The organism is Acinetobacter sp. YH12102, assembly GCF_013419125.1.
Lineage (GTDB): Bacteria > Pseudomonadota > Gammaproteobacteria > Pseudomonadales > Moraxellaceae > Acinetobacter > Acinetobacter pseudolwoffii.
The window spans coordinates 1-9153 of sequence record NZ_VPAS01000033.1; the positions used below are offsets into that span (position 1 = coordinate 1).

Below are 9153 nucleotides of genomic sequence, written 5' to 3' on the forward strand. Positions count from 1 at the left end.
ATACCAACGAACAGCCCAAAGAATGATTTCACCTTGAAAGTGCCGACCGTGGAAGGGATTCATCTGCTGTATCTCGAAATAAATAAGATATTTAGCTTATCATGTCAGCCTATTTGCAACAGTGCCGTTCTATGCACTGGATTTTTCTATCTGGGGCTTACAGTTCAAATTTCGAATAAGAGATTTTATGTTAAATAGGTTCGATTAAGCAGATCGTCTTCTAATTTTGAACATTGCTCATCATCAATGACTCCGGTAATACTTTGTAGCCACAACCCATCTGCTGCTAAACGAAGTAACTCTAAATCAGGATGACTATCCGTTTCTGCATGTTGAGATAATCTATTTTTTAGCCATTCCATCCAAATTTTATTAAAGGTAGGCTCTGTGATCATAGTCATTGATAACGCTGACCAAGCAGAAACCACCCCATCTATTTGATGGATAAAAGAACTATGAATATAAGCTCGTGTGAATTTACCATATTCTGTTGGATCGCGTTTAATCAAGTATTCAACTGTTTGATCTAAATCAAGAATTATTTGATTGAACATTTCTTCTATCAAATTTTTTTTATTCGGGAAATGGTGAAATACCCCCCCTTTTGTTATACCTACTGCTGTAGCAATATTTTGAATAGAAACACCAGAAATACCCTTTTGAGAAACAAGAATAGTTGCCTGTTCAAGGATGCGCTTTCGAATAACCTCTGGTTGCTTCTTTTGTTGCCGAATTTCTTTCACTTAATGACCTGCTGATTGCGAAAATAAATTAATAATTATTACGCCAGATACGATAAAACCAATTCCAATTAAAGCAGGATTATCTAGTGTCTGTTTAAAAACAAAGTAGCCAACTACAGCAGTTAGAACAATCCCAACACCAGCCCATATAGCGTATGCGATACCTAAAGGGATTGTTTTAATAACTTGTGATAATAAATAAAATGCCGTGCTAAAAAAAATAAAGACCATCACGCTTGGAAAAAGTTTTGTAAACCCTTCCGATTTAACTAAAAAACTACTTCCAATCACTTCGGAAACTATTGCAAATCCAAGTAATACATAAGCGAGTAACACACTGTTCATAAGTAATCATACCTAAAATACCAATCGGAAGGTATGTTAAATTTTCAAAAAAAAATTATCAATAATTATTTTAGATTTTCTAAAATTAACATAATACACGTTATACGAAATGCGTTATAATTCCACTTAGAAATCAATGCTGTAGTTTCTAGTTGATAGCCCACCTTCCCCAAGGTGGGCTTTTTTTGTGATTTTTCACGTTCCACGCTTACTTCTTGAGCAATGCTCCACGGTTTTAATAAGCCCAGGTGAACAATCAGATCAGCCATATGGCTTAAAGAAGCGGCTCCAGAAGCCTCTTTTTTCCGGTTCTGGGTCTACGTGTTCAGGAACAGGGATTCGCTTGTTTTCTTTTTCAACCGGAATAGTCAATCCATCATCTTTAGGTTTGGTTTCTAGTTTTGGATCTATCGCTATATCTGTTTCAGGTTGATGATTATTAGCTGTAGTGGCTTGGGATGGTTTCATTTCAATGAGGGTCAGGAGTGTGTCGATGCGAGAATTAGCTTTTGCTTCTCTATCTTCTGCCTTTTCTAGTTGTTTCTTTAGAAACTCAATCTGATTTTTGAGTTCTTCCACTGTTTTATCATTGTATTCAGGTGTATCTAGGTTTTGTATCGGAGACATGTCAATACGTTTTGGGTGTTTTCCACCAAAAGGCTCACCATAGACACGAAGTAATTCTGAGAAGTCGATAGAACCATCATGATCACGACTTAATACTCCGTTTTTTATATCTTTGTAGAGTGTGGCCCGAGATTTTTTATACAGTGTTGCAGCATCACTAACACTGTATTTTGTACTTGTTTTCATACTGTATTACTGTGTATTTAGGAGACGTATTAAAGAATACAACAAGTGTATTCTTTAATACACTCAAGGTTTAAAGCCTAATTGCTTAAGTAACCTAAAACACCATTTCTAAAATCCTCACTGGTAAAGGTTCTATCAACAAAACGCATATCTTCTTCTGTATTTATTAAATCTCTCAAAAAGCCGAGTTGATAATCCCATTCATGATCTAATTGTATAGAGCCACTAATTTCTGAACCGTCAGAAGTCTCAATTTGGATATGAGCTGAATAACCTTTAGTATTTTTTTTAGCACTTAATAAAGCAATTGCATCAATAAGCATTTCAAATTCCTTATATGACTATAGTTTAATTATTTAGTCTCAGATTTTAATTCTGGATCCTTCACTCACTGAGAGTTTAGTTGTTAACAGCATTGTTTTTAGTAGCTGACATAAATCCCACTTTTTCTAAGTATGGATACAGTTCTTTAGCACGATGTGGATCTTGCAGCATGTCAGCTATACGAATTGCAAATTGCGGAAAGCTTTCGGTGCCTTGGGAGTACTTACTCATCTCAGGTAATTGAGAGAGTTTATTAGCAAATAAATGTCGCTGAGCCTTAGTCATTTTTGAAACAAGATCTACGGTATTTGGATCTCGTGTCGAGTTTAAATTCTGCTCTGTTTGCTTGTTTTTAAATAAAAATGAAAAGCCGTAAATTGAACGTCCTTTTTTATGTTGTTCGTATTCAACAGTGATGTCAGTGTGTTCATTAAGCTGTTTAACTGAAATATCTAGTACTCGTTTTTTTAAATCAGAAATTATCGCGTAGTCTGTTTTATCAACTCCTAATTTTTCTCTAAAATCGGCTAATTCAAAAATTGGCGTTTTACCTGTACTTCGCCACGCTATTAAAAGCTCATATAAACGGATTGCATAAGCACTACTCAGATTACTAATTTGTTCTAGCTCATATTTAGTAAAATGTTCTTCTAATCTTGTAATTAATGGAACAATGGCTGGGGAAAAAATAAGTTTAACCACGGCTTCATTCTCTATATATCTGATTTCACTAACCCATCTAGATTTAATATGTTCTATGTTTTTAGAGTTTTTTTCTTGATAGCTAAACTGACGTAAGAACAGTGCATTACAAGCATTTTTCAATGTTGTATAAGCCGTATTTCTATGAACATTAAATTGATGTGCATAACTTTCAGCATGAACAACGAGTGGGTCGTTTGTATTGATACCTTTTCCACTTTCTCTAGCTTCAACAATAGCTAATAAGATTAGTCTTTGCTCTGCTAGATCTAGGTTGTAACTAGCATTGATTAAAGCATTATCTTTGACGACAGTATTTTTCATATCTTTATTTTGACGTGATCATTTGATGTCAATATATTGACACTATATTTTGATGTCAATGATTTTTTAGGTTATGCAAGATAAACGTCCATGTATAGCAAGATAAACGTCCATGTATATTAAAAATAATAGGTTATAAAATGTCTATTTAATATATTATCTAATCTATTATTTATAATAAAAACAATAATATATATAGATATTTTAAGATAATATCTTTGATATTATGTATTTAATATTTATTAAATATCTAATATATAATCGGAATTAATAAAAATTCATTAAATACAAACACTTATTGCAATTAGGTGGTTTATAATTCAACCTTAAAATTGACATTATAATATTTGTCAATATATGCAAGATAAACGTCCATGTATAGCAAGATAAACGTCCATGTATAGCAAGATAAACGTCCATGTATAGCAAGATAAACGTCCATGTATAAGCTCTGTAACCCTTTATTTTATAGGGCTACAGAGCATCTAAAAACATTAAAAGTATTTAAAAATAATTAAAAACGTGAATCATGAAAAATTGCCCTTGGTTTTCGCTTCGCTCAAACTCTATTGAATCTCGCTTTCGCTCGATTCGAGGGGCAATTTTTTGGTTAATATTTTCGTGAGTTTTAGAAAAAGCAAAAGCAACTCGGAATTCGCTTCGCTCATAGTACTTTTTTGCTCGCTTCGCTCGGTCTAGGCTCAATTTTCTACATATGATTTACGCCTTTTTTGACTTCACAGCCTAAAAAGCTGTTTTTCAGGGAGTCTAGGCACGACTTTTTGATGTTCGCTCGTAGACACTCGCTCTGATATAACGATTAGAGGCAAAAAATAGGGGGTAGACGCGTTTTTTCACTGATTATCAAGATTACCTATATCAAATAGAGAAAATGGCTTAAAACGCAAATCAGCGCAAAATGGAAAGCAGTTTATAGTCGTACTCAGGACTTTGATCTCAGTTATTTATGTGTGATGAGGGACACACAGATTTTTAATTTCGTTCAGCAGAATCGGCTGCGTCAGGATTTTTTAAGTGAGGTCCCCACTAACCGTTTTTAAAAAGTCGGATCAAAGACTTTGATTTGACTTGTTTTCTCAAGGTTCTTGGAATTTCTGGATCCGATGCCACTCGAATCTGATCTTCTAGGTCGATTTTTACAAATGTGGCTGGAGGGTTTAGACCGCCAAGTCTATGAAGTTGCCAAACTTCATCCTCAAACCACATTCTTCCAATTCTCTTACACACTCCAACTTAATGGCGTGTCCTTTCGTTACTCATTTCAACGCTCGCCTTTCACTCGAATTGAAATGCTTCCTTTGCCATTACAGCAAAGCCCTACTAAGTCACTCTCCCACAGTTCTGTTTTCGGAAGTTGCCTCCGATTGAATAAAGACCTCTTCAAATTAAAGAGAAATCTTTAAGCAATACGGCTTCGTCATTAAACAAAACTGCTTCCCAAGTTAGTATTAAAACAGTTGTTTTCAGTTGCCTGAAAACTGGCAGAACCCGTGCCGATCTCCTACATACAACACCTACATTCCTATCTCCCCCGATCGCAGTTCCAAGTCGTATCAGGTTTATACAATGCAATATGTAGTTAATAATCATCCACGTTCACGCCTTACCCATATCGACATACACAGCCTAAAAAGCACCATGTTGACGACCTTACAGGCTTGAGCTATCCATTGATCTCGACAGCAAAACAGAATGTCTTCCGACAAATTCACTGTTCTACCTAAAATCGAGTACCGATTGCGCCAGCTTTCGCCTTGCAACCCTGACACCTCACGATGCCCTCAAAAGCCCACCTGTGGGTATAACCTACGCCCTTGTCTTTATTTTTGTTTTTGACTTGAAGCGTCTGGTTATCAGCTATTCACGAGGTTACTCATTCCGTGAGTCCTCTGACTGTCTGTTTTAATACAGGGTTTTGGCCCTTTCAGCCTAGGAGGGAAGTTACTCCCACCGCCACGTCACCGTGATCCCGTGTCCTTGTCGCCCAACTGACCTCCACCTTGGGAGTGGAGGGTGTTCATTCATCAAAATGAGTGAACAGGTAGAAAGCGGGAGTCACACCCGCCAGCCCCTAGTGTAGCCGCGCCAGCTAGAGTTTCCTCACGCACGCAGCTTCACCACTAAAGCTTCTCAAAGACTGGCAATCCTCAAGAAGGGGGAGTGTGTCTGATTCATGGGTAGGCAACCCAGGAACCAAACAGAAAAGAATTGGCTCATGGATTGGCAGTCCACGCAAAAAATCAAAGACCCTAAAAGTTTTATATTTGATCAAGTTGCGGTCGTCAAGCCCATTTTGGGGAACTGCTATTTATAGAATCTCCGAAGGTGATTCGCAATCATGCTTAAAGTCTCAAAAATTGCATTTTTGAGACTTTAAGAATTTCTTATAGAATTTTTAATAAATATCTTTTATAAATCTCTTATAGAATCACTTTATTAAAATCACTTTAAGAGTAATAAAAAAATGATTTATTACAGCTATGTTCCTAAAGATTTTACAAAACATGTCATGGGAATGATGACGAACGAATATGATCTTGTTGCTAAGAAATTCATATTGAATATGAATACTGATGAAGCAAGCCGTATGATTTCAAAATGGATTGAGCGTTATCATTTACTGGAAACAGCCCAACAAACCTATCGAAGAAGATTGAACAGTGAGCCAGTTTTTAGCTTGCTGGTTCATTTCACTTATAGTTATTTACCAGGACTGAGTGAGAGTGAATGCTGGGAAAAATTTGATAAAAATGAACCTGCTTTTTTGGTGCAAGTAGAGGCTTACCTGTTTTGTCGAACCAGTGATGCTTTCTTATTGGATGAAAAAACTCAAAAAGTTTTGAGCAAAACAGACAAACAAGATTTATTGAAGATTAACCGTAAAATCTTTGAGATCTGTCCAAGTTCAGAGTCTTTTAGTTACATTGGTGAGGTTAATCCAATCAGCTGTGGTAGATATGAACTGGTACGTCTGACCAAGCCGAAGAAAAGCATTAAAGAGCTTCAAGCCAAGAATTGGACCAATGAAAAACATGTCACAGATTGGACCTGGCGTTTGACTGATAAAGCCTATAAGGAACAACTAGAACAAGGGAAAAGGGTCGTTTTGCGGTTTCAGAGCCTGATTGAAAAAAATGCCAGTCTGGATGAGAAGAAAGCCTATTTTGAACGCCATTTCCGGGCCTTGGAGGGCTATTTAGGCTACCGTGGGGTACGTCAGCAGATCGGAAATTTGTATCACCTAGAAAAACGCTTATTCAAGGATAAATATAATCAGCCCTGGTTTGATCATGGTGCCCGGACTTTAAAACTTTCATATATGAAAAAACTGAAAAGTTCGATTGTAAATAATTCATCATATCAAGAAGCAGAAGCTCATTTTAGGAGTGTATTAACGGAAGATCTCAACAAAAAATACGAAAAATGGAAGGCGAAGTCCAATAAAACCGAGGTATAGGATGTTTTTTAAATCAATCTCAATTAACAATGGTGATAACTCATGCAGAAATATCCTGATGATTATTATCTCAGCCGCCAAGAAATTGACGATTTGAGAGCTGAGGCTAAACACGCGGCAAAATATATGAAAGCTTTTTTCGATTTTAAGACCGAAGCTCGTTATTTATTTAGTGTGACATGGTCCGCCCAAGACGGGGAATTTATTGGACTCTGTGCCGAATTCCCGTCGCTATCCTGGCTAGATCCAGACCGTGATAAAGCACGCTCAGGCATTGAGAGACTTGTCTTTGATGTATTACAAGACATGAGTTCCACTGGAGAAGCCATACCTTAATATTTTTGGAAAAATGCCTGATTCCGCTGGATGTATTCATTCAGATTATTTGAATCTAAGCCGAATATTTGAAGTTTTTTATCGACATATTTAAAAAAGAAGCAGTAAACAATGTGCATTATCCCAAGTGCCAACGCTTCCATTTTGATAACCGGAAATAGAGCAGTCGTGTCCGTAACGAGAATTTCTAATGTGAAACGATTAAAAAAATAGATGAAAAAAGTCACCAGACTCAACAAAGTCAAAAGTGCATAGGCTTTAACACAAGCCTTGCAGTGCTTATTCATTTTTTCCAGTTTCTGAAAAGTTATAGGATTCATTTTGCTCTCTAGGCAGTTAAATTTTTAAGTGAAGAAATTTCTACCGATTCTAAATATCCAGGATTAAAAAAGGGAAAAAATTTCTGTTAGATGATCCCGTGCTTTGTAAAAAAAATATCAAAATTATAAAGAGTTGAATTCTATTAATACATTGAAATTAAACATAATTTTTAATATCGACACACATGATAGCTACCTAATGGAGCTAATTTAGGTAGCTATCATGTGTGATGCTAAGCTTTAAATTTTTTATAAAATATAAGCATTTGATTTTAAATATTATTTTGTTTATGTGGCAAAAATAAAACTCAAACATTAATATTTATAAGTTATTGAAATTAAATATAAAATTCAGATCACACATAATACCTACCTTGATGTGGAAAGAAGCTATTGTGTGTGTCGATCAGAGCATTATATGTAGAAAGGTCTCTAGTTCTTTATCCTGTCTACCCGACTTGTAATATGATTCATATATCAGCTAATTGGGAGTACGGCACTATGTCAACAGTAGATCTAATTGATGAAGATGACAATGAATCAGGTATTGCTGCCAAAGCTGCAAATGTACTTCGAGACCGCTTTATTGCCGCAGCGCAAAGAGGAACAGTGCTGTATGTAGAAAATGATAATTTAATGAGTAAAACACCGAATGGTGTGCCAATTTTGGTTAAACACTTGGACGGCCGGAATCCTGACCTTGCTTACCGACTTGCTGGGCGACGAACTTTTAAAATTAAAAAACGTAAAATTAATTCGAATTGAGGCAGGCTTTTACTCCCATTCGATCGAATTTCGAATAAGAGATGTTCTGTAAATTTAGAGTATAGCCTAACGGAACAAAATAAAGTCTTAAAAAGCAACTCAAAAACCGTATTTATAGACTTAATATTTAATTTCGGTACAATATGTATTTAATTATCTAAACTCTAACGGTACAGAATGCCTAATCAGGTCGGATATATTCGAGTCAGTTCAACTGAACAAAATACTGAACGTCAATTAGATGGAATCAGCCTGGATAAGACCTTTACTGAAAAGGCAAGCGGTGGTAGCCGTGAACGTCCTCAGTTAAATGCAATGCTCGACTATCTGCGTGAAGGTGATACGGTGCATGTTCATAGTATTGATCGTCTGGCACGTAATACAAATGATCTGAACGAAATTGTGAATAGTCTGAATGATCGTGGTATAACCATTATTTTTCATAAAGAGAATTTGACCTTCAGTCATGATGTAGCACAATCGGCAATAAATAAACTCATGTTTCAGATGCTTGCTGCATTTGCAGAGTTTGAACGCTCCATGATCCGTGAGCGTCAAAAGGAAGGAATTGCAAAAGCCAAAGCGAAGGGCTTATATAAGGGAAGAAAGCGGAAGGTTGACTATGTTGAAATACGAAAAGCAATGGCTGAAGAAAATTCAACATTTAGAGGTGTTGCAGAAAAGTTTAAAGTAGGGATAGCAACAGTACAAAGAGCTTTAAAAGAAGAAACTAATAATCAATAAGGTTGATTAATGAAGACGCTTAGATATTCAAATTTAGAAAAGATCATGACCATTTATACTGAAATTTCTACTTATATTACATTTCATAATGCGACTGGTTTAACAGATATAAATAAATCAATGGAAGATTTTTGAACCGTACCGGGTTTGTCGGAGACCAAGCTTTCTGAGAGAATGTCCCGATGAAAAAAGTAAAATATACCCCTGAAATCAGAGAAAGAGCGGTTCAATTATTGATTGAATCCGAGAAAGATTATCC

10 protein-coding genes are annotated in these 9153 nt (G+C 36.0%); 4 read left to right on the plus strand and 6 right to left on the minus strand.

Translation table 11 applies throughout. From position 1 onward, the window contains the following. Positions 1-185 precede the first annotated feature (185 nt). The 5 genes from FTU42_RS14295 to repM form a co-directional block, all read right to left on the minus strand. Positions 186-743 carry a TetR/AcrR family transcriptional regulator gene (locus tag FTU42_RS14295; protein ID WP_005146114.1) on the minus strand — a complete coding sequence of 186 codons (558 nt, stop codon included), beginning with the start codon at positions 741-743 and terminating at the stop codon, positions 186-188. Next, positions 744-1088, minus strand: coding sequence for an SMR family transporter (locus tag FTU42_RS14300; RefSeq protein ID WP_005146112.1), 345 nt, complete (start codon positions 1086-1088; stop codon positions 744-746). Positions 1089-1349: 261 nt separating this feature from the next. Continuing rightward, positions 1350-1901, minus strand: a complete 552-nt coding sequence (locus FTU42_RS14305; protein ID WP_005404788.1) for a plasmid replication DNA-binding protein — start codon at positions 1899-1901, stop codon at positions 1350-1352. 77 nt (positions 1902-1978) lie between these two features. Next, the gene (locus FTU42_RS14310) at positions 1979-2224 is read right to left on the minus strand and encodes a hypothetical protein (RefSeq protein WP_005404787.1); all 246 of its coding nucleotides are present in this window, start codon (positions 2222-2224) and stop codon (positions 1979-1981) included. Positions 2225-2300: 76 nt separating this feature from the next. Continuing rightward, positions 2301-3251: a replication initiation protein RepM gene (gene repM, locus FTU42_RS14315; RefSeq protein ID WP_005404786.1), complete on the minus strand. Its 951-nt coding sequence runs from the start codon at positions 3249-3251 to the stop codon at positions 2301-2303. A 2485-nt stretch (positions 3252-5736) separates the two neighbouring features. On the opposite strand from repM, the gene FTU42_RS14320 reads away from it, so the two are divergent. Beyond that, on the plus strand, positions 5737-6729 hold the full coding sequence (locus FTU42_RS14320; RefSeq protein WP_227554861.1) for a hypothetical protein: 993 nt from the start codon (positions 5737-5739) through the stop codon (positions 6727-6729). 126 nt (positions 6730-6855) lie between these two features. Then, the gene (locus tag FTU42_RS14325) at positions 6856-7065 is read left to right on the plus strand and encodes a hypothetical protein (protein ID WP_005404800.1); all 210 of its coding nucleotides are present in this window, start codon (positions 6856-6858) and stop codon (positions 7063-7065) included. Here FTU42_RS14325 and FTU42_RS14330 read toward each other — a convergent pair. Next, positions 7062-7385 carry a hypothetical protein gene (locus FTU42_RS14330; RefSeq protein ID WP_104442387.1) on the minus strand — a complete coding sequence of 108 codons (324 nt, stop codon included), beginning with the start codon at positions 7383-7385 and terminating at the stop codon, positions 7062-7064. The two genes, FTU42_RS14325 and FTU42_RS14330, sit on opposite strands and share 4 nt — an antisense overlap. Before the next feature lie 501 nt (positions 7386-7886). On the opposite strand from FTU42_RS14330, the gene FTU42_RS14335 reads away from it, so the two are divergent. Further along, positions 7887-8150, plus strand: a complete 264-nt coding sequence (locus tag FTU42_RS14335; protein ID WP_127801456.1) for a hypothetical protein — start codon at positions 7887-7889, stop codon at positions 8148-8150. A gap of 177 nt (positions 8151-8327) precedes the next feature. After that, the gene (locus FTU42_RS14340) at positions 8328-8894 is read left to right on the plus strand and encodes a recombinase family protein (RefSeq protein WP_006581699.1); all 567 of its coding nucleotides are present in this window, start codon (positions 8328-8330) and stop codon (positions 8892-8894) included. The last annotated feature ends 259 nt before the right edge of the window (positions 8895-9153 follow it).